Annotated in this window: 16 protein-coding genes; 10 read left to right on the top strand and 6 right to left on the bottom strand. The window is 42.1% G+C overall.

Annotation, left to right across the window (positions count from 1 at the left end):
• Nucleotides 1-288: 288 nt before the first annotated feature.
• The 6 genes from B2O97_RS16860 to B2O97_RS16835 all read left to right on the top strand — a co-directional run bounded on the left by B2O97_RS16860 (nt 289) and on the right by B2O97_RS16835 (nt 8,079).
• The gene (locus B2O97_RS16860) at nt 289-2,625 is read left to right on the top strand and encodes a TonB-dependent receptor (RefSeq protein WP_286767727.1); all 2,337 of its coding nucleotides are present in this window, start codon (nt 289-291) and stop codon (nt 2,623-2,625) included.
• Between the two features lie 14 nt (nt 2,626-2,639).
• Nucleotides 2,640-3,107, top strand: coding sequence for a thioredoxin family protein (locus tag B2O97_RS16855; RefSeq protein WP_286767726.1), 468 nt, complete (start codon nt 2,640-2,642; stop codon nt 3,105-3,107).
• A 75-nt stretch (nt 3,108-3,182) separates the two neighbouring features.
• Nucleotides 3,183-3,830, top strand: a complete 648-nt coding sequence (locus B2O97_RS16850) for an FKBP-type peptidyl-prolyl cis-trans isomerase (protein WP_112374940.1) — start codon at nt 3,183-3,185, stop codon at nt 3,828-3,830.
• Nucleotides 3,831-4,161: 331 nt separating this feature from the next.
• A complete protein-coding gene (locus B2O97_RS16845) occupies nt 4,162-4,755 on the top strand; it encodes an FKBP-type peptidyl-prolyl cis-trans isomerase (protein ID WP_112374941.1) in 594 nt (197 codons plus the stop codon).
• 823 nt (nt 4,756-5,578) lie between these two features.
• Complete coding sequence (locus B2O97_RS16840; protein WP_286767725.1) at nt 5,579-7,222, top strand: NAD+ synthase; 1,644 nt, start codon at nt 5,579-5,581, stop codon at nt 7,220-7,222.
• A gap of 284 nt (nt 7,223-7,506) precedes the next feature.
• Nucleotides 7,507-8,079: a DUF4136 domain-containing protein gene (locus B2O97_RS16835; RefSeq protein ID WP_153844222.1), complete on the top strand. Its 573-nt coding sequence runs from the start codon at nt 7,507-7,509 to the stop codon at nt 8,077-8,079.
• A gap of 107 nt (nt 8,080-8,186) precedes the next feature.
• Here the strand turns inward: B2O97_RS16835 and B2O97_RS16830 are convergent, their stop codons facing one another.
• Nucleotides 8,187-9,230, bottom strand: a complete 1,044-nt coding sequence (locus B2O97_RS16830) for a GntR family transcriptional regulator (protein ID WP_312335457.1) — start codon at nt 9,228-9,230, stop codon at nt 8,187-8,189.
• A 232-nt stretch (nt 9,231-9,462) separates the two neighbouring features.
• Here B2O97_RS16830 and rbsK point away from each other — a divergent pair, with 232 nt between their 5' ends.
• Genes rbsK through B2O97_RS16810 form a run of 4 tightly spaced genes read left to right on the top strand, consistent with a single transcriptional unit; the run spans nt 9,463 to nt 14,628 of the window.
• On the top strand, nt 9,463-10,374 hold the full coding sequence (gene rbsK, locus B2O97_RS16825) for a ribokinase (RefSeq protein WP_286767724.1): 912 nt from the start codon (nt 9,463-9,465) through the stop codon (nt 10,372-10,374).
• Nucleotides 10,375-10,409: 35 nt separating this feature from the next.
• Nucleotides 10,410-12,269, top strand: a complete 1,860-nt coding sequence (locus B2O97_RS16820; protein WP_286767723.1) for a beta-L-arabinofuranosidase domain-containing protein — start codon at nt 10,410-10,412, stop codon at nt 12,267-12,269.
• Nucleotides 12,270-12,312: 43 nt separating this feature from the next.
• Nucleotides 12,313-13,314, top strand: a complete 1,002-nt coding sequence (locus B2O97_RS16815; protein ID WP_286767722.1) for a GRP family sugar transporter — start codon at nt 12,313-12,315, stop codon at nt 13,312-13,314.
• A 21-nt stretch (nt 13,315-13,335) separates the two neighbouring features.
• Nucleotides 13,336-14,628 (top strand): acetylxylan esterase, encoded by a 1,293-nt coding sequence (locus B2O97_RS16810; RefSeq protein ID WP_286767721.1) that lies wholly within the window; start codon nt 13,336-13,338, stop codon nt 14,626-14,628.
• A gap of 5 nt (nt 14,629-14,633) precedes the next feature.
• Here the strand turns inward: B2O97_RS16810 and B2O97_RS16805 are convergent, their stop codons facing one another.
• From B2O97_RS16805 to B2O97_RS16785, 5 genes are read right to left on the bottom strand one after another with little or no spacing between them, the layout of a single operon-like run.
• A complete protein-coding gene (locus tag B2O97_RS16805) occupies nt 14,634-16,751 on the bottom strand; it encodes a right-handed parallel beta-helix repeat-containing protein (protein WP_286767720.1) in 2,118 nt (705 codons plus the stop codon).
• A gap of 31 nt (nt 16,752-16,782) precedes the next feature.
• Nucleotides 16,783-18,057, bottom strand: a complete 1,275-nt coding sequence (locus B2O97_RS16800; protein ID WP_286767719.1) for a M28 family metallopeptidase — start codon at nt 18,055-18,057, stop codon at nt 16,783-16,785.
• Nucleotides 18,047-19,894: a CocE/NonD family hydrolase gene (locus tag B2O97_RS16795; protein ID WP_286767718.1), complete on the bottom strand. Its 1,848-nt coding sequence runs from the start codon at nt 19,892-19,894 to the stop codon at nt 18,047-18,049. The genes B2O97_RS16800 and B2O97_RS16795 overlap by 11 nt, the downstream gene beginning before the upstream one ends.
• A 50-nt stretch (nt 19,895-19,944) precedes the next feature.
• On the bottom strand, nt 19,945-21,414 hold the full coding sequence (locus tag B2O97_RS16790) for a glycoside hydrolase family 28 protein (RefSeq protein WP_286767717.1): 1,470 nt from the start codon (nt 21,412-21,414) through the stop codon (nt 19,945-19,947).
• An 11-nt stretch (nt 21,415-21,425) separates the two neighbouring features.
• Nucleotides 21,426-22,151 carry a glycosyl hydrolase family 28 protein gene (locus B2O97_RS16785; protein WP_286767716.1) on the bottom strand — a complete coding sequence of 242 codons (726 nt, stop codon included), beginning with the start codon at nt 22,149-22,151 and terminating at the stop codon, nt 21,426-21,428.
• Nucleotides 22,152-22,161 lie beyond the last annotated feature (10 nt).

Raw genomic sequence — 22,161 nt, 5'->3', positions numbered from 1 at the left:
TGCTAAATCGCTTGGCTCCAGAACGACAGCATGAAATACCGCTATCAATATATCATCTTTGATCCCATTTTTATTTGCCTCTTCTTTGAGAATTGTCCCTGTTACAATAGCGAACTTTCGCTGAATACTGTTACGATGGTTTCAGTGAGCTCATCGGCATACATTACCTTGTCGGAAACAAGCTATTACCCTGCTTCCGATAAGACGCAATGCCTTGAACGCCGTTCATAACGAGGAACAGATCATGTTATACGAGGCCTGTATTTTTAAAATTTTCATAAAATTACGATGCTAAAGCAATACACTTTACTGGCCACATTACTGGTTGGTACATCCACTATATACGCCCAATCAAAACTTGAAGGCTACTTATTCAACAAAAACCATGAGGCGGTTCCCTCTGGTACACTGACTTTAAAAAACAGCAAGCTCGCAACTACATCCGATCCAAACGGGTACTTTAAGCTATCCGCCATACCAACGCAAAAAGTAACCTTAAATATATCGGCAGTGGGCTATCGCTCCTTCAGCAAAGTCATCTCTTTAGACACGTTGAAGTCGCCTTTGCAAATTCAACTGGAAGAAGACAACCTCAATTTGGATGAGGTCGTTGTTTCGGCTACACGCTATGGCGTCAAACGTAAGGACGCCCCCGTGGTTGTCAATGTCATAGGGCCTAAATTATTTAATGCAACACAATCTGTTGCCATGTCGGAAACATTGAATTATCAGCCGGGTGTACGGGTAGAAAACAATTGCCAGAATTGCGGCTTTTCACAAGTCCGCCTGAATGGCCTCGAAGGCCCCTATTCACAAATATTGATCAACAGTAGGGCGGTATTTTCCGCATTAAATAGCGTGTATGGATTGGATCAGATTCCAACAAGTATGATCGATCGTATTGAGGTTGTGCGCAGTGGTGGTTCGGCATTATTTGGTGCCAATGCGATCGCTGGAACAATCAATATTATTACAAAAGATCCGGTAGAAAACGACTGGCAAGTAAAATCCACCAACTCACTCATTGGCGGCAAAAGCTGGGATAATACAGTGGATTTTAATACCTCCACCGTTTCGGAAGACCTCAAAAGAGGAGCCACATTCTACGGTATGCACCGTAATCGGGAAGCTTACGATGCGAATGGTGATGGTTTTTCGGAAATAACCAAACTTCGTAACACCACGTTCGGCACAAAATTATTTTACAAGCCGAGTGACCTGGATAAGATAACGGTGGACTTTAGCACCGTGAACGAGTTCCGCCGCGGTGGTGATCAACTCGATAAAGTACCGCACCTGACGCAGATCACCGAGCAGTTGGAAACCAGTTCGCTTGTTGGCGGAATCACATACGATCACTATTCCACAGATTATAAGCAAAAAATGTCGTTGTATGGCTCTATACAGAAAACTGTTCGCGACAGCTACTATGGCGGTCTTGGGGGCGGAACAACCCTTGCGGACAGCACATTAGCAGCAAATGCCTATGGAAAAACGAATGATATTGCGCTAGTTGCCGGGGGACAATATACCTACAACTTTGAAAGAGATGTATTTACTGCCGGAGTGGAGTTTTCATACAACAATACCCAGGATGAAATACCAGGTTATAAACGAACCATTGATCAGCAGAACAAAGGACTAGGCAGTTATGCCCAATACGAATGGAAGCCTTTAAGCAATTTTAAAACGTTAATCGGAGCGCGATATGATTACACCTATGTTGACGGTAAATATAGTCTTGCAGGTATAAACCGAAACTCGGATCAGCGCTTCGGCACCTTTAGCCCACGGTTGACCATCTTATACGATATCACAAAAGACCTTCAATTTAGAGGCGGCTATGCACGTGGCTTCCGCGCACCACAAGCATTTAATGAAGACATGCACGTCACTTCCATTGGCGGAAACCAAGTATTTGTATTGATCGGTGAAAATCTGAAAACAGAATACTCCAATGCGTATACAGGTTCTTTTAGCTACAATAAAAATTTCGGAAATGTACAAACCAGTTTGCTCGTGGAGGGATTTTACACGGATCTAAATAATCAGTTTGTCAACGTCATGGCGTCTGAAAAAGACGGATTGATTATCCAGGAAATGCAAAATGGTGAAGGGGCCCGGGTGTATGGTTCTAATATTGAAATCAATATCGCGCCATCCTCCTGGTTTTCTATCCAAACCGGCGGGACGATCCAGCGCTCACGTTACAAGAAAGACCAAATCATCTATACAGGAAAAGAAGATGGGCAGGATATCCTCACCAAAAAATATGTCCGTACCCCCAACATTTATGGTTATTTGAATAGCAACCTGAAAGCAACCAAACAATTTGCGATCGATCTGACTGGAGTATATACGGGAAAAATGATTGTTCCACACATTCAAAATGATGTGATGACCCTCAAAAATGCCCGGGACTTTGTGGAATTAAATCTCCGCTTAGGCTACACCTTTCCAATACATAAGGATTTCAGCATCGAAATTTTTGGTGGAGTACAAAACATGTTCAATGCTTTTCAGAAGGACTTCGACAAGGGAGCGCTACGTGATTCAGACTATATCTATGGTCCAACACGCCCCCGTACTTACACGTTTGGACTTCGTGTTGGTCATTTTCATTAACATAAATTTGGGATATGAAGCATTTCCAAAAAATATATGTGCTCTTAATCCTATTCTTTTATCCGCTCTGCCACTATGGACAGGAGCGGATAAATTGGATTGATTTTGCGCAATTGGATTCACTCCTGGCCGTTTCACCACGCGAAACACTGCTCTTTATTCATACGGATTGGTGTAGCTACTGCCGAAAAATGGAACAGGAAATCTTTACAAAAAAGCAGATTGTCCAATTAATCAATGAGCGCTATTACGCCGTTCATTTAGATGCAGAATCTATCCAAGACATTGCTTTTGACCAAAGTATATGGAGGCCCTTAAGCAAAAGAAAGAAAACAGGACAATACCATCCTTTAGCTTTGCAATTGCTACAAGGAAGAAAAATGATCTTCCCAACTCTCCTACGTTTTGACAGTGAATTTCGGCTAAAAAACATACAACAAAAATACTTGAACTCAAAGGAGTTAGCTATTTTTTTAGAATAATTTAACATTTACGTGTAGCGAACTCCATTATTCCTGCGTTTTGGATTTTATAATTAATACACACTTTAAGAAATTATGAAAAATATCACGAAATTATTAATGGCGTTTTTGTGTCTTGGGGTTCTTTTTACAGCTTGTAATAAAGATAATTTTGATTGGGATGCTTATTACAAAGAGCAAATAGAGAAACAACGTGTTCAAGATTCGATCAATAAAAAAAGAATTGATGAACAATTCCCCCTGATTAAAAAATATGTTGCAGATAACCAACTTCAAAATGTACAATACATTGATTCATTGGGATTAGCATATCAAGTTTTAGCTGCAGGAGATGAGAGTTCTTACACTTACTCATTCAGTGGAAATGGCGGAATTATTGCCCCTAATGTGACCGTAAAATATGTTGGAAAACTTGTTCCAAGTGGAACTGTCTTTCAGCAAACAGAGGAGGGAAAAACAGCTTCTTTCAACCTTTCCAAAGTAATTCCAGCTTGGCAAATTGCCTTTTTACCAAAATCAATTACTTTTAATGGTAAAGAAGAAAATACAGGAGGCATTACAACAAACGGGCTAAAAAAAGGATCAAAAATTAGATTTATTACACCCTCTCCATGGGCATATGGTGATAATGACCAAAAAGACTCTTCAACAGGAAATGTTACTATTCCTGCAAAATCTCCTTTAGATTTTACGATTGAGGTTATTGACATCAAAAATCAATAATAATTGTCTTGTTTCATAAAAACAGCTAACAATTCTGTATTATATCTACTAAAAATACAGTAGACAAAAAAGCCATTTTCCTAGTGAAAATGGCTTTTTTGTAGGCACTCACCAAAAGTAGCCAATGTGCCAGCATAGTCAACATGCTGATCTGCGTAATTATGTCGGTTCAATACCAAACAGCTAATTCCACGTCCAGAAGTGTAAATTACTGTATCAAAATGTTAATTCTTACAGTGAAAACTTTTAACGAAGAAAAAATAATATACATTTGCAAAGCTACTTTCATAAAGAAAATAGCTTTTCCTTGAAAAACCAATAAAAAAATACAATGAAAAAACTGTTATCACCACTATTCATGGGAATTGCAGCAATCGCTTTTCTTATTGTAAGCTGTAACAAAAGTGACGATGCGCCTGTTTATGATGCGAATGCACAATTTAAAACGGATTCTGTAACACTTAAAAATTACGTTAGCCAAAATTACCCTGCTGCACAATACAATAGCGAAACAGGAATTTGGTATGAAATTCTTGCCGAAGGAACCGGAAATTATGAATATAAAGTGGTTGACACATTAAATGGTAAATACTTAAAATTTAAACCGACTGTAAAATATGTTGGAAAATTATTGAGTGGAAGTGTATTTGATCAAACTGATACTGCCAAAGAATTTGAAATCATCACAAACACAGGGTATCAATATCCATTTTATAGCACCATTATTCCTACTTGGACCTTTGCTTTTGCTCCGCAAAAAATCGGTGACATGAAATTGGGCGGCTTAACGGAAAAAGGTCTACAAAAAGGCAGTAAAATTCACATCATGGCACCTTCCCTTTATGGATACCAAAACCAGGCTGTGGGAACTATTCCGGCAAACTCACCATTGGATTTTGTCATTGAAGTTACAGATATCAAATAATTATCGCCCCTTCTGAAACAATAAAGCATAAAAGCTCCTAAAATGATCTCATTTTAGGAGCTTTTTCGTTCCATAGGGGTATTCAACAATAGACTCGTGCAACCGTTTCTACTGAGTCACCTATCTCAAGCGGTAAATTTAACGTTATTGGAAGAGCTGTTCTGAAAAAACACCCAAAGGCTTAAAATTAGATTTGAAAAGGCATGAAATTTATCTTCAAAAAAATAAAAGCTCGAAGTGGGGAACTCCGAGCTTTACCTAACCAATTATTAACCTAAATTATGAAAAGTTCTTTATATATTATTTTTAATATCTTTCTTCTTTATATATTATTTTTAATATCTTTCGTTTCTTTTGATATATCAAAGGTACTACAGATCTGCTTTCATGTCAAGAAATTTAACAGCATTTAACGTTGTTAAAATTATGTTAAAACAATTTAGCACTCCTTGTGCCTTAAAAGGGAGTCTACTAACCTTTCGACTTTCCCTAACAAAAATCTTCAGCCAAAGGGCTGTATAACCAATCGGTGCTCATTTGCAATTTTCCATACTGCTTCTTGTAAATAGCATATAAAAAAGTTATTCCTAACGTCGATTTGCTCCCAACTTGTAAAAAGCGTGCATCTACAATGACAGCAGTTTAAAAGGTGGACCCAACGTGGACTCACTGTGCATGCACTCCGCTTGCGAGCCGAAAGTGGCAATAAAATCTTAGCGCTTTTATTCGCATAAGGACGGACAGAGTATCAAAAAAAAGAAATAAATTTGTGAGAAGATCCAACATCAATTGGTATCCTATTTAGTTAGACGATTAATAGCATATGAAAATAGCTTTAGCACAATTGAATTACCATATCGGTAATTTTGAAGCAAATACTAAAAAAATAATTAACGCGATCCAACAGGCCAAAGAAGCAACGGCCGATCTTATTATTTTTGCCGAACTTGCAATTGGTGGTTACCCTGCCAAGGATCTTTTGCGAAGTAAGGCCTTTAAACGTCAATGCGATGAAGCTATTCATCAAATCGCAGCCCATTGTCAGGATATCGCCTGTATCATTGGGGCACCAGTCAAAAACAGTGATCCTGAGGGTAAAGAGCTTTATAATACTGCTGTATTTATTGAGCATGGGGCAGTCCGAAACATTGTTAAAAAAGGCCTTTTGCCCGATTATGATGTATTTGATGAATATCGTTATTTTGAACCCAGCAGACGTTTTGATTGTATCGAGTTGAACGGCGTAAAAATCGCCTTAACCATATGTGAAGATTTGTGGGATGATGACGAAGGGGGCAATTCTTACGTTGGTGATCCCATGGCAGAGCTGAGAAAAGAAAATCCAGACCTCCTCATCAACATTGCGGCATCCCCTTTTTCCTATACCCATTTTGATGAACGGATCAAGGTCCTCAGCCAACAGGTAACAAAGTCTGGCAGACCGCTCATTTATGTCAATCAAATTGGCGCTCACATGGATATTATCTTTGACGGCCGTTCAATCGCCCTGAATAATGAAGGAACAAAAATTGCTGAACTAAAAAGCTTTGAAGAAGATCTTCAATTTGTCACTTATCATCAACGAAATATAACCTCCACCACAGCATCTTCGAAAGAGTCTATTGCTGAGATGGCTCTTATACATGATGCATTGATCCTCGGGCTACGTGATTATTTTCAAAAATCTGGTTTCAAGAAGGCGGTTTTAGGTTTGTCCGGTGGGCTAGATTCGGCCTTAGTTGCTGCTTTGGCCTGCGAGGCTCTGGGTGCCGATAATGTATTAGCCATTCTGATGCCATCGGTCTACTCTTCCGACCATTCGATAAAAGATGCGATGGATCTCGTCAACAATACCGGTTGCAAACATTATATCGTTCCGATCAAAGATATTGCCAATGCCTTCGAACATAGTTTAGCTCCTCTTTTTGAAGGGCTGCAGCCAGATACGACTGAAGAGAATATTCAAGCGCGCGCACGTGCGGTAATTCTGATGGCCGCTTCCAATAAATTCGGCAATATTTTACTCAATACATCCAACAAAAGTGAGGCTGCTGTAGGATATGGTACACTCTATGGTGATATGGCAGGTTCCATCTCTGTAATCGGTGATGTTTACAAATCCAAAGCCTATGATTTAGCGCGCTATATCAATCGAGAAAGGGAGATCATTCCAGTCAATACCATTGAAAAAGCGCCTTCTGCGGAACTTCGGCCAGATCAAAAAGATTTGGACTCGCTGCCGGAATACGATCTATTGGATCAAATCCTCTTTGAACTCATCGAAAATGAGAAAGCAGGATCTGAGGTTGTAGCAATGGGCTTTGAAAAATCGTTAGTAGAAAGGGTATGTAAATTGGTTAATAATGCGGAATTCAAGCGTTTTCAAGCTCCGCCTATCCTGCGTGTTAGTCCAAAAGCTTTTGGTCCAGGAAGGCAGATTCCGTTGGTGGCAAAATATCCTTATTAATTTTACAATTCGGATTAAACCATATTTATAGTTTTTTGTCTAAAGCAATAGATTGTAAAATCAAAAAGGATGGTAGCATCCCGGACGATAAAAAAACAATTGCCATGAAGACCGTCAACTGTACTATTTTTACAATTGAAAGGTATGCGGATAAAGAATAAAAACAAATTAGTTAAATAAATATAAGTTCCATATAGGCCATGAACCATCATGAGTGTGGTTGTCCAATGCAGCGACAAAATACTCATGGTAGATTCATCACAGTTGATAAATAAATTACTACGATGAAAAAGATTCTATTATTTTTGGTGCTCTGCGTCGCACTCGCATCATGTTCGTCTTATCAATACAATACCACTCGGGTAGAAAAGATGGATTTTACTCCTTTCAAGACCTATGCTTGGTTACCTCCGGTAGACTCGCTTTCGAAGTCTTATTTTGACAACGATATCGCCAAAGCTAATATCCTGGATGCTGCGAATACTGCGCTGGAGGCAAAGGGCCTACAATATTCTAAAGATAATCCTGATTTACTATTTCGGTATATTACCATTGTCAACAATAAAAGCCGTTTGGTCTATGGCGGCGGCGGTTATTACGGATGGGGTGGCCCCTGGGGCTGGTACCGTCCATGGTTTTCACCATATTACTATGGCGGCGGTTATTACCCAGTTGCAAAAGAACGCTATCGTTATGGCCATTTGATTATCGAAGCCATCGATCGTAAAACAAACGCAGTGATCTGGCAGGCACGTGGTTCTGGCGATGTTGACAATCCAGAAAAAGCAATTAATAACATCAGCAAGGTTGCAAAAGGTGTTATTGATTTGTTCCCTGTGAAGACGATAAAGAAATAAGAATAAACGAGCTGCTTCTTTAATATTACACTATAATACATAAAGGGCTAGATCATATCTGTCAAAAAAAGCACGCTAATCGTCTTGATTAGCCTGCTTTTTTTGACCTATACGGAGGGCCTAAGCTTTAAATAGAATGGGACTTCAACCCGATCCTTGGATTTACTTCGGATCAATTCGGCAGCCAATCGTCCCATCATTTCAAAATCGGTCGATATCGTCGTAATACCATTCAATATAAATTTTTTTAATGGTGTTTCATTATAGGATATAACCCCAACATCCATCCCAATGACCAATTTTTTCTGTATAATCTTATTCAGTAACTTGACGAGGTCATCTTCAATAATGTTGATGTAGCAAGTCTCTTTTACAACCTTTTCACGATGAAGATCGGCAACCAATTCGTGATCAAATGCATATTGCTGACAGAATTTATAAAATCCTTTAATAATAGCTTTCGGAAAATCGCTATGATCTGGAAAGACCAATTTGAGCATCTGATATTTACTTAATGACTCGTTAGCCTCTTCCAGGGCACTATAGATATCCTGCTCATAATTTTCATAAACAGCAGGAAATTCGCCCGGTACATCCTCAATAAAACGACCCAATAACATGAGTTTTTCTGCCGGAATTTTTCGGATGATATCCGGAGCTTTATCCCGTCCTTCTTTGAAATGCGGAAATAGCACGTAATGATCATACGTCTTGGTCAAACTTCCAAGCAACGTATTCAGATAAGAAAGATCCGAGTTGTATACAAATAAATCCAAATTGGCATAATCACCCAACTCACGCGCAAAGGAGTCATAGACAATTTTTTTATGTGTGCTGAGCTTATTTAAAAAGAGGGCGATCTTTACCTTGGACTGCACATCTATTTTATTGATATAATAACCTTTCCCCGGATTAGATGCGATAATTTCCTGCTGTTTTAGATAACGGTATGCTTTCTCCACCGTATCGCGTGAAATATCAAGATAACCGCTCAGCTCGTTAATCGAAGGCAACATATCATCTTTCGATAAAATTTCATTTTTAACGGCATCAACAATTGTATTGGCTAACTGCAGATACTTGGGCGTAGCAGAAAAGTCACTTATTTCAAGTATTTTTAAAAATTGAGCTATTGCATTGGTCATATTCATAGCTTGAACATCTACATGATAAATACGCTAAAAACTTTATAAGTTACACTGGTCTTATTTCCTCTCGGAGAATATATACTAAGATACTTTATATAAATCAAAAAATAGGAATGATGTTGCTTTAACTATCCTGCCCTTACCTGTACGAAAAAAATAGCCGTTATAATTAACTGAAATACGAAATCTGTACTTTTGGTTATCAATTCAGTAACAGCGTATAAACCTAATTATTATGAGCAGCGCAACTATTGTCGTTTTAGGCAGTTCAAATACGGATATGGTGGTCAAGGCAGCACATCTTCCTGCACCCGGAGAAACTATTTTAGGTGGTCAATTTTTTATGGTCCCCGGTGGCAAAGGAGCCAATCAGGCGGTTGCTGCGGCGCGGTCCCGTAGTGCAGTCGCCTTTATCGCTAAAGTTGGTACAGATATCTTCGGCCAGCAGGCTATTGCGCATTTCCAGCAAGAAGGCATTCAGGTTGACACCATCTTCCGGGACGAAGAAAATCCTTCGGGCATAGCCCTTATCTCCGTGGATGCGAAAGGGGAGAATTGTATTCTCGTCGCACCGGGAGCCAATGCAACACTTACAACCAAGGAACTTCAATCGGTTAAGCATAAGATCATTTCCGGCAAAGTATTACTTATGCAGCTTGAAATTCCACTAGAAACCATCGAACAGGCCATTGACATTGCCGTGCAGCATGATACCAAAATTATACTCAACACGGCCCCAGCACAGGCCCTGCCAGACAAAATACTCCAACAAGTTGATATCCTCGTGCTTAATACAGCTGAAGCACAATTTTATACCGGCATGACGATTGAAAACTGGGAAGAGGCCGCCCTAGCGGCAGACTATTTATATCAAAAATGCCCGGGTATAATCATTGTTACCCTAGGCGCTAAAGGTTCACTGCTCAAGGAAAAGGATGACTATATTCAGATTCCGGCGGAAGAAGTCAAGGCAGTGGACAGTACCGCCGCAGGCGATACGTTCTGTGGCGTCCTTGCCGCCTGTATTGCCAAGGACATGCCGATCGTCGATGCGGTCAAACTGGCTTCCAAAGCTGCAGCAATCTCTGTTACCCGTATGGGAGCACAGACGTCCATTCCTTTTTGGCAAGAATACAACATTTTATAACCTGAAATTCAATTATTAACCTTATTTACATAATCATGTCTCTTCGTCTTATTTTAACAGCTACAGTATTGCTGCTGTTTACCTCGATTCAGCATTCTAAAGCACAGCTGATTACCGCAGCAGCAAACCCAAAAGTCGACTATGTCGTGCCCTCTCGCTATGACCTTGAACTTCCTCAAATAGATCGGATCAGTGGCTATTTGGGTAATCGTTATCAGCTTAATCTCGAAAAAAGACTGCTTCAGGTTGATGAAGAAGGTTTATTAGCTGGTTTTGAAAACCGTCCCGGAAAACAACGATGGATCGGTGAGCATATTGGAAAATATCTTGAGGCAGCAGCAAATACCTGGATTGTCACCAAAGATCCGCGACTGAAACAACAGATGGACCGCATGTTTCATCGCCTGCTCGAGACACAGGATGCCGATGGGTATCTGGGCACTTACCTAGCAGAAAACCGTTGGACTTCCTGGGATGTCTGGGTGCATAAATACGATCTTTTTGGATTGCTTGCTTACTATGGTGCTGTTGGAGATACCAAGGCCTTGAAAGCAGCTGTACAAATTGGCGACCTCCTTTGCGGCACTTTCGGCGATACCCCCGGGAAAAAAAATATTCTGAAATCAGGATCTCATGTCGGCATGGCTGCAACTTCCGTCATTGACCCCATGTTAGATCTATACCGATGGACTGGCGATAAAAAATACCTTGAATTTTGCCGCTACATCATTCGTGCATATGACTTTGAAGGTGGACCAGCTATTGTTAACTCCATTTTAAAGCACAAACGTGTGGATAAGGTAGCCAACGCCAAAGCCTATGAAATGCTTTCAAACATCGTCGGACTGGTCAAGATGTACCGTCTGACTGGGGATAGTCAATTACTTCAGGTCATCAATTATACCTTTGATGATATCAGCGCCAACAGATTATTTGCAACAGGTACATCCAGTGATCATGAGCGTTTTCAGGATAACCATTACCTCCTGGCAGACACTTCAGCCCACATGGGTGAAGGCTGTGTCACCACGACCTGGCTTCAATTCAACACGCAGCTTTTTTCAATTACCGGCGATCTAAAATATTACAATGAAATCGAAAAAACCATCTACAACCACCTGCTCGGTGCCGAAAATCCGCAGACCGGCTGTGTAAGTTACTACACACCTCTTATTGGCGAAAAACCCTACCGCTGTAACATCACCTGCTGCCTGAGCAGTGTTCCACGAGGAATAGCACTTATCCCTTACTTGAATTTTGGTATGCTCAACAATATCCCAACATTATTGCTGTATGAACCGGCACAGATCAAGGAGAATATCAAGACTTCATCTCAAAAGACCATACCCTTGGAACTTACCTTAACAAGTGAATTTCCAAGACAGGGTACGGCGACGGTACAAATTCACATTCCAGGCTCGGCACAATTTCCACTTCAATTGCGCGTTCCGGAATGGGCTAAAAACTATACTGCAACAGTCAATGGCAAAAGCTATCAAGCTGGTCCCGATCAATTGCTAAAAATCGAGCGGCAATGGAAAGACAAGGATAAAATCACCGTTTCCTTTGCTATAGAAACCGAAATTATCAATGGCGGAAAAACTTATCCCAATAGCTTTACCCTAAAAAGGGGACCACAGGTCTTTGCCTTGGATCAATCACTCAATCCGCAGCTCCAGCTGGATAAAACAACATTTGTTTACCCGCTTCAAGACAATATCAAGCTGACCGATGCGCAGGACAAACTACCGAAAGGCTGGGTTGGAACATTGGCTTATGCCACCGAGATCAAAACCACAGATAATGGGCAGCAGTCGCTGGTATTTGTGCCTTATGCCGACGCCAGTCAAACTGGAGGTTTCTCGACCCTCTGGGTTCCCGCTGTAAGTCGATAATGGTACCGTTTCACTCAACTATTAACAGAATCAACAAGAAGACATGTTTATTGTAACAAGCTATACCCAAGCCATCATCTTCTGCATCATTACGATGATCTGCTGGGGTTCTTGGGCAAATACCCAAAAACTAGCCAACAAAAGCTGGCGCTATGAACTTTTCTACTGGGATTATGTCCTCGGCATTTTTCTCCTTTCTTTACTGTTTGCCCTTACACTTGGTAGCCATGGCGAGCTCGGTAGACCATTTGTCGCCGATCTGCAACAAGCAGAGGGAAACAATATCTGCAATGCCTTACTTGGTGGGATTATTTTCAATGCTGCAAATATCCTACTCTCCTCGGCGATTTCCCTAGCGGGTATGGCTGTTGCATTTCCGGTCGGTATCGGTACGGCATTGATTTTAGGAGTCCTCATCAACTATATTGCAGCAATGCAAGGTAATCCATCGCTCCTATTTGCTGGAGTAGCCTGTATCGCGGTAGCCATTGTTATCAATGCTTTTGCCTATAAAAGAATGATGAAAAATCAGCAGAAACTTTCCTCGAAAGGCATTTTTCTTAGTCTCCTCGCAGGGCTGTTGATGTCGTTATTTTATCGATTTATCGCGTCCGCCATGGACCTGAATAATTTTGAGTCGCCAGCAATCGGAAAAATGACACCCTATACGGCCGTATTTATTTTTTCATGCGGTATCTTATTGAGCAATTTCATTTTCAACACCTTACTCATGAAAAGGCCGTTAGCGGGGCCACCACTTCGCTATAGCGATTATTTTAAAGGTAATTTCAGTGTACACCTTGTCGGTATTCTCGGCGGTATCATTTGGGGGGTCGGCAATTCCCTTAACCTAATCGCTGCCGGCAAAGCCGGGCCAGCAATATCCTATGGATTAGGCCAGGGTGCAACTTTGGTTGCGGCCCTCTGGGGGGTGTTTATCTGGCGCGAATTCAAAGGCGCCACCAAACAGACCATGCTGTGGCTCGGATTTATGTTTTGCTTATTTATCCTCGGATTGCTGCTGCTCATTGAAGCAGGAAAATAGTCCATTTAGATTCATCTTACTATGCAAAAAATCAACAAATTTCTTTTCTTAACCTTGCTTTTGTGCTGTGCCATAAACAGTAAAGGGCAAACCGAAAAATTAGACATACAGATCAATACAAACTACGACAACTGGCTCGCAAAACCCGGCGATCAAGTTAGTTTTGATATTCAGGTCAATGCGGGTGGACAAGCTTTCCATAGCGACAGTGTGTATTACGAAATAGGCCCCGAAATGGTCAGCCCTTTTGTCAGTGCACGGATTCCATCCTTTCAGGGCCATTTTAAAAGTACTCCTTTCACGCTGAAGAAACCGGGCTTTCTGCGTTGTACTGTTATTGTAACTAAAAACGGAAAGCAGACCAAAAAGCTCTGTACAATCGGTTTTTCACCCGAAAAAATTATTGCCACACAACAAAATCCAGCGGACTTTGATTCGTTTTGGGATAAGGCTATCAAAACGCTGCAGACTGTTCCCATCGAGGCCAGCAAAACTTTGCTTCCTGACAAGAGCACTGTAGAGGTCGACGTCTATCGTGTATCATTTAACAACGTTGGAAATAGCAAAATATATGGTATTTTAAGCATGCCTTCAGACCCGGGTAAATATCCAGCTGTATTGCGTGTGCCCGGTGCTGGCGTACGCCCTTATGGGCCGGAAATTGAATTGGCCGCCAAAGGAATGATTGTATTAAGCATTGGCATACATGGCATTCCGGTCGACCTAGACTCCGTGGTCTATAAAGATCTAGCTGCAGGAGCGCTGAGGGCATATTATAACTATAATTTGCAGGATAAAGATCAGTTTTATTATAAGCGTGTCTATTTAGGTTGTCTGCGCGCCAACGACTACCTCGCTTCACTACCTGAATGGGATGGGAAAAACCTCGTTGTTATGGGCGGTAGTCAGGGTGGCGCGTTGAGCATCGTGACCACAGCATTGGATAAGCGTGTGACCGCAGTTGCGGCGCTCTATCCTGCCCTGTCGGACCTGACGGGCTACCTGCATCAACGGGCTGGCGGATGGCCGCATTATTTTGCTCCCGCCAATTACAGTACCTTAAAAGGCATCCGTGATCTCGAAACAACATTATCCTATTACGATGTGGTCAACTTTGCCAAACGCATTACCGTGCCGGGATTCTATTCCTGGGGATTCAACGATATAATTTGCCCACCGACTTCCATGTATGCTAGCTATAATGGCATCAACGCACCAAAAACATTGCGCATCTACAAGGAGACAGGACACTGGACCCATCCGGATCAAAAGAACGAATGGTTCAACTGGATAAAACAGCAAACGGAGAAATAGAACTCTTATTGAGGGCCAATATTGTCTATGGGAATCTGTTGTTCTAGGGCTTTCGTCCCTAGAACAACTTGGAGTTCCTTTAAATTCATTTTCTGAAAATCGCGACGGAAATCCGGTAGAAAACCTTCTCTGTTACTTTGATCCCAGGCAAGCCATTTTCTTTTACCCTTTAAAATGTGCTTACAATTGTAAAACCGATTATCCTGAAATACATTTCCTGTAGGTTTTCCATTTCGACTGAACTGCAATGCCAATTCAGGATAAGCCTCGCGATAAGGACTTATTAGATAATTAACGCCAACCAAACGATCATAAAACAGATGCCCCGATTGGTACACATTCAGATTTTTAAGCCAATTTTCCAAACGATTGTCCACACGTACCGCCCACCTTCCAGCACCTACAAATAGGTTATTCACATACCAATTATCCGAGCCTCCACCAATAAATGCCGATCGCTCTCCGGCATTAACGAAAATATTGCCGAATACTTTGGTCCCACTTGATGCATCATCGTGATATATACCCGAAGTCCTCAATGTTTTGGGGATATTTGCGAGTAGGTTATATTGAATCAGATTGTGCCGCTCCGAAGGATCCCGTCCGATGTAAATCGCCCCCTGATCATCAACTTCCTGTGCAACCTTGTGAATGTAATTATATTCAATTTTATGCGCATTGCCATGAATGAGAATAGCCATACTCGGCAAATCTGATATCTCACAATTTTTGACTGTATTGCCCACACCGTAGAGTGCTATCGCCGGCCGATAGGACCGCTCCAAACGGTTCAGATCAAAAAAGATACAGTTCTCAATTCGATTATTCCCTTTCGTCAATTTGGTACGGTCTCCTCCCGACAACGAAATCCCGCCGGCTCCTAGATGAGAAAAATGACAATGGCGAATGACATTCTGTTCACCTCCTTTCTGATCAAATGTCGGATGACTATACAGGTGCTGATGTAAATCTCCGATACTGTTGTCCAGCACCTCTCCCGTACCTTCGTGCTGCAAACGCTCAAAAGGTTTTATTCCATACCCAACCGCAACACCCAGGCTCCCCAAATTATTAAACCTACACGCATCAATCTCGACAGCATAGGTATCCCGCAGGTAAATCCCCATTCCTCTGGATTCTTCAAACTCAATGCCCTTAATCTGTGTATACTGCGTACCGATCAGACTAAAAAATGGTTCTTCCAATACAGAATAGCTTAATGTCTTTATGGACTTATCAACAGCAAATGACAGCAAGCCGCTTTTTCTATCGAGATAGAACTCACCTACAGTATCCAATTCCACCAATAGATTTATACCCCGCCACTGCCTGTACTTTTTCTTATAATCAAAGCCATATAATGTGGGTTCTTTTGTTGTTATGTTTTTTTTGTTTGGATCAATGCTTTTGACACGGACCATATCATCGGCGTAGCCCCATTTGAAATAACCCGCGATCCAGGGGTCATTTTCCTTTGCCCAGGCATCGATACGTGATTCTTTATACTGAAAAACACCGCCCCGATTGCTCGAATCCCGATTACGCGGAATGGAACCTGCATCGATCACTTTTCCCATGGGCACCATGCCCTGATTGGGCCAGCGCGCCAGATGAAAAGCTTTGCCATCCACAAATAATTCACCCGGAGCATTGCCACTGGCTCTGGAAAAACCAACCTGTCGCAATTGTCCGAGGTCCTTGACACCATGTTCCCGTAAATTCAGTTGATAGAAATTGATCGATTCGCCCTCGCGTGTTTGAAGCAAACCTGTTACCGACAGCGGAATAGCGCCTTTAAAAATAACCCTTTCATTGCCATAAGCCTGAATAATGGTGTGACTGTCTCTTTCATCCAATGAAATCCCTGAGTCAAAGAAATAGGTTCCACCACGAAGAAGCACAAAAGCGGTATGCTTAGGCTTCTCACTTCGTTGCGCGCGCAACAACGTTAGCGCTTTAGCGACCGACGCCAGAGGGCGCGCCAGTGTACCATCTCCATTGTCACTTCCATCAGGTGAAACAACCAATTGCAGTTGACCATAGCTACAAAATGGAATGAAGTACAACAAACTATAGCAAAAAATCTTCCGTGCCAAGGTCAAAGCCCTTTTAAGATGTTTCATATCGAAAAATTTAACCGATCATAATCCCTTATTAAATGGTGCTGATAAAATCAATGATGAGCCTTACATACTCATTAAACCGCGTAAAGGGCAACGTTTCGTATCGATCGTAAATATCATGATAGGCATCAATGCCACCCAGGGTATAGATGAAAAATGAAGGCACTCCTTTTTCATAAAAAGGATAATGGTCGCTCCGGTTCATTGGTCCACGCACTTTCACCTGAGGTAGGTATTTCTTATCCGTATTGATTGCCGTTAGTCGTTCGAATTGTTCTTTAAATATAGTGCCGTTCACCACTTGAATGCCATCATCGCCTGTGCCTGCCATATCAAAATTAAGCAGGAATTTAATTTTTTTGAGGTCTATAAGTGGATTCTTAGCAAAGAAACTCGAGCCTAGTAAACCGCTTTCCTCGCCCGAAAAGGCCAAGAAAACCATGTTATAGCGCGGCGGATGCTGCTGATAATAGCGTGCTAGATAGAGCATCAAGGCTGTACCACTGGCATTGTCATTGGCACCGGTAAAAACAGTATGTCTACCGATCGCCCCCACATGATCATAATGCGCCGTGATGACAATCGTAGAGTCCGATGCACTGGTTCCCTTCAGCATACCGCAGACATTATTTGTCGTATAGTCTGGCTGAAAGCGGGCATGGATTGCCAAATTGATCTGCTTCCCTTCCAACGCTACAGCAGCATTATTTTTTACATAAACAATGGGTCGATTGAGCTGACTGGTAGCTCCCCGCCAAAGCAGCTTTTGCTTGGTTTGCACGAGAATCCCACGGTAATACCCTCCTTGGGCAAGTCGTAGTAAGGCGGATCGAAATTGGTCGGGCTTCATCGTTTCCAAAGCCTTACGCTCATCAAGTACCAGAAATTTATGTTGAAATGCTGCATTTTGCATCAGTTTATCCAAAGCATCTGTATTAGAAGAGATCATGACCTCCGTCAGTTCAAATTTCCCCTTGAGGGACGGACTGGATGCTTCAATCAACACCTGTTCACCCATACGGAGCTTTTGGCCATCTACCGTAATTTTAACATCCTTAGGAAATACGTTCGCGGGCATCACAAAAGGTTGATAATAATGATCGCTCAAGGGCAGCAGTCCACTCTTTTTAAACTCCTTGGCTATAAAAGCGGCGGCCTTTCGGTCACCATCGAAGACATATCCACGACCTGCATAGGCCTTTGATGCCAGCTCCTTCACAACTGCTCGCGCATAATCGACCTGCGCCCGAAGCGAAAAGCTGGAAATACATATAAGAACAAAACAACAACAATACTTAATTTTCATGAGACGTAACAATAGGTAATGAAATAAAAGAAGCATATTGCCCCTGACAATAGATTCGATGTTCCTGCGTTTTGAAGTCCTTGTCGGTAGCATCATAAATATTCATAAACTGCTGTGGATTTCGATCGACCAAAGGAAACCAGGAGCTTTGTATCTGCACCATAATCTTATGCCCTTTTTTAAATACATGAGCAGCATCCTGCATATCGAAACGAACTTCTTCAACCCGGTTGGGTTTCATCGCTTCCGGATGAGCAAAGCTTTTTCGATATTTGGCCCGCATGACTTCCCCACGGATCAGACATTGACAGTCCGAAAGTTTATCCCCTTTTTTGTACGGATGCACATCGATTAGTTTTACGACAAAATCCGCATCACTACCCGTGCTGCTGACAAACAGGTTTGCCTTTATATTCCCCATCAACTTCACATCCTGTTCTAAGACTTCAGTTTCAAAGACAAGCACATCTGGTCGCTGTGCGGCAAAAAACTGATCTTCATACATGTATTTATAGCCGCGCAAAACTGTTTTTTCCCGTGTATAGGGAACAGGTTTGCTGGGATCAGAAATATAGGAGACATAGGGAGATGCCGATTTGGGGGCTGGCTTTAAACTCAACTTTCTATCTGCTGTAAAAAACAAGGGTTGTGAACGTACCTCCGCCACAGGCCATGTCTGATGAGAAGACCAGCTATTCTCGCCTGTTACAAAAACTGTAGCCGCAGCAAGTGCATCTTTCCCCTGCCCTTTGAGATGGCTTACAAAGAAAGGAAGTTCAATTTCTTTTCGATAATAGCTGGCTGTATTTTGACCAAAATCCAGGCTATCCAGTTGACGGCCACTTCCCCTGGACCATGAACCATGATACCAGGGGCCCATCACTAATTTTACACGGTCAGGTGCAATTTTTTGTAGTGCCTGGTAGGTTTTCAATGGCCCATATAAGTCTTCCTGGTCAAACCATCCACCGACAACAAGTACCTGCGGTTTTAGCTCGCGGATTCGAGAAAGAAAGGCTCGCGACGTCCAGTAGTCATCATAATTTGGATGAGACATCATTTCGTTCCAAAGGATGCTTTCGCCTTTTAAATACTGCTCATTGAGATTGGCCAGTGCTCCTGCTTTCAGAAAAAAGGGATACGCTTGATCGGTTCCATAATTGGAAAAACCCGCTGGCCCCTTGCTACCGATAGAATCGCGTTTTTTTCCAAATGAGGACAGAAACGAAAAGCTCCCCATCAACATAAAAGCCCCGTTATGATGACGATCGTCCCCTAGAAACCAATCCGTTACCGGTGCCTGCGGCGATACAGCCCACAATGCGGGATGTGAATCAATCAGTGCCATTGATGCGTACATGCCAGGGGAGGAAATACCCCATATCCCCACTTTACCGTTCGATTTTAAGTGTTTCACGAGCCAATCAATTGTGTCGTAGGTATCTGTTGATTCATTGACCGCTCCTGGCGTATCCGTATAGGGGCGATTGGCAATAAAATCGCCCTCAGACTTATATTTCCCCCTGACATCCTGGTAAACGAAAATGAATTTTTCCTTCGCAAATTCCATGCTTGGACCGATCGGAATTCGAAAATTCTGTTCCCCATAAGGTGCAATACTGTAGGGTGTCCGCGTCATCATAATCGGATAACTCTTTGCCGTATCTCTTGGGCTGTAAATTGCTGTATAGAGCTTGTTTCCATCCCGCATGGGAATATAAATTTCCTGTTTTGTGTAATGCGCATAAACATAAATAGAATCCTGCGCCGTATTTTGAGCGCGCAATCCTAGGGAGAGTATCAAGCCTGTCAAGGCCAACAACAGGTGTAATCGCATAACATTCAATTTAACAGGTTATATCTTGGTCAACAAGTTACGTATTTCCTTTAAGGTTTAATTTTTTTGGATCCCTGTGCAACCAACTCTTTCTTCCCCTTCGCTCCCGTCTGCTTTACCCGGGACAGGGAATATCCATTGACATCATCCAGCACCAGCATCGGTCTATAATCCTCCTCCCTCAATTTGAGGACTACTCCTTCAAAATGTATGTTTTCTGCATGTCGAATGTAAAAGCCCCAGGCAGGAAGCTCTTTAAACTGGGAGAATTCGGGATAAGATGCTTCCATTTCGGGAATACTGTCGAGATCAGCTTTGCTCGTCCCCCGATAAGCATAGTATTGATTCGCCCCCCCTGGGTAGCTGATTTCTATATTCCGAAAGGTTACATTTCGGATAGGTGCGTTTTTCAGTCCTACAATGCTTGAGGGTGATGGATTGCGTGGATTATCTTCAATAGGTCCTTCGTAGGAATAACCGCGGTCTGGTTTCTCTTTTGCCACCTCAACTTTTACGTTCTGAATCACAACATTATTCATGGAGCCGATACGTCCTTTGTTCCAACGTGCACCAATGCGCAAATAAAAAGGATTCCCCGTGTTAAAAGCGGTCAAACTATCGACAAGAATATCTTCTACTGTACCACCATCGGGTGTTGCAATCGTCAAAGCCGAACGAAAAGTGTCATAGACTTTATTATTGATGATACGAATGCGTTTATAACCACCAGCGGAAACTGTGCCGAATTTAATGCCATTGGCACTCGACCGTGCTGTACAATTGCGTATCTCCACATCTTCACAGCGCTTCGTAGCATCATGCGATTTTAGGCATATGGCATCGTCCGAAGCATCTATAAAAGAGTTGAGCAACTTAAAATTACGACAATCGACGATGTCGATACCATCATTGTTCCAAAAGGCCTTGCTATCAACGGTGATGCTATCTACCACGGTATTGACACATTGATCATAGACCTGTACCCAGTCGGCTGAATTTTTGATGGTGACACCATGAATACGGACATTTTCGCAAGAGCGCATATAAATGGCCTTTGGTCTTCTATTTCGTGGGCGATCATAGTCTAAGGGGTCTTTGAGCACACCGCTCTGGACCTGTGCAAGCAAGTTATAAGCAACTTCACGCCCCTGCCCGTCAATAACTCCCTTTCCTTTAATGGTAATATTTTTGGCGTCCTTTGCATAAATCAATGCACAGTTCGGAACATCGATATTATAGTCATAAATATTGGTTGAGCCGACCAGGATTGCGCCTTCTTCGAGTTGAACATGCACATTCTCTTTGAGTACAACCGTCCCTGTCAGATAACGTCCAACGTAGAATCGTAGCGTCCCCCCACCCTGCTCATGAATAAAATCAATTGCTCTTTGTATAGAAGTGGTATTTAACGTTGTTCCGTTCGATTTAATGCCAAAAAGAGAAGCATTGTATTCTTTCGCCTGTAATGTCAATATACCACCATAAAGGAAGATCATGACAAGAATAAGTTTGATTTTCATAAACATCCCATTTATAATGTTTTACCATTAGCCAACCGGCTATTTTCTTTGATGACCTGCTGACTCCCTCCGGATTCAACCAGCGCCTTGCCTATTGCCCGAAAGAAAACATTGGCCAGACGCACCGTTTTGGAATTGCTGACATACACACCAATACTACCCGGGCTATTTATATCCAATGCGCTAAGGGTAACATCCGTACATTGATCAATAAAATGTGCCGCTCCGAGCAGGTTCAATTCCATTATTCCATTGATCTGGATATTTTTTGAAGCTTTCAAATAAATCAGGCTAATGTCTTCCCCTTTTTCAGACAGATCCAGGTATCCTTTCTGCCTTAGGGCGGCGATTTGGCCCCGCAATAAAGACTGCTGTCCATCGATGACGCCTTTCCCACCAATCTGAATGTTGGATTGACCGACTGTGACAATCAGTGCTCTTTTGCCATCCTGAAGGCTGTAATCAAAGATGTTGCTGCTGCCGACCAGTACAGCGCCCTCATGCAGTTCGATGGATACATTGGATTTTAAGCTAAACGTTCCGGTCAGATAACGTCCGACATAAAAATGCAGCTTACCACCGCCTTTTTTGGCAATATAATCAATGGCATATTGAATAGATCCCATATTATTGGTTACACCATCGGACTTACAGCCGAAAAGCGATGCATTATAGTCCTGAGCGAACAACTTGAAGCAGCTCACCCATAACACGATCAAAAATAGATACTTCTTCATGTTAGGCTGT

The sequence above is a fragment of the Sphingobacterium sp. UBA865 genome (assembly GCF_002295765.1).
GTDB lineage: Bacteria > Bacteroidota > Bacteroidia > Sphingobacteriales > Sphingobacteriaceae > Sphingobacterium > Sphingobacterium multivorum.
The sequence above is the reverse complement of the archived record's forward strand: the minus strand, read 5'-3'. Positions and strand labels throughout refer to the sequence as shown.